Consider the following 496-nt stretch of genomic DNA (forward strand, 5'->3'; position numbering starts at 1 on the left):
TTTTGAGCGGCAGTGTATAGAAAACAGCTATATAGTCAAAAGAATTAAAAGTTTAGGCCTTATTGCCGGCAGAACTATAACGTTTTATCACGATTGACCCTACAATGGCTGAGAGTAAAGAGCCTGTAAGCACACCGAGCTTAACACTGTCTGAGTAATTGCCTTCGATGCCTTCAAATGCGAGAGACCCGATAAACAAACTCATCGTAAAGCCAATACCACACAATAAGCAGACACCGTATAACTGTCCCCATGTGGCACCATTTGGCAGGCGCGCAAGGCCAATTTTGATGGCAAGCCAACAAGCGCCGAATATGCCTATTTGTTTACCGACGAATAAGCCAAGAATAATGCCAAGCGTGGTGGTATTCATAAAGGCATCAAGTCCTAAGCCTGTTAAAGATACACCCGCATTGGCAAACGCAAATATCGGCAAAATAAAGAAGGCTACCCAGGGATGGAAGTCATGCTCGAGTTCTTTCGCCAAACTTAAGCC

Annotated in this window: 1 protein-coding gene; it reads right to left on the minus strand. The window is 44.4% G+C overall.

Annotation, left to right across the window (positions count from 1 at the left end; all coding sequences use genetic code 11):
* Window positions 1-52: 52 nt before the first annotated feature.
* Window positions 53-496, minus strand: a 444-nt coding sequence (locus A3762_RS07000) for a Na+/H+ antiporter NhaA (RefSeq protein ID WP_197469105.1), incomplete at its 5' end; no start/stop codon positions are given.

The organism is Oleiphilus sp. HI0125 (genome assembly GCF_001635355.1).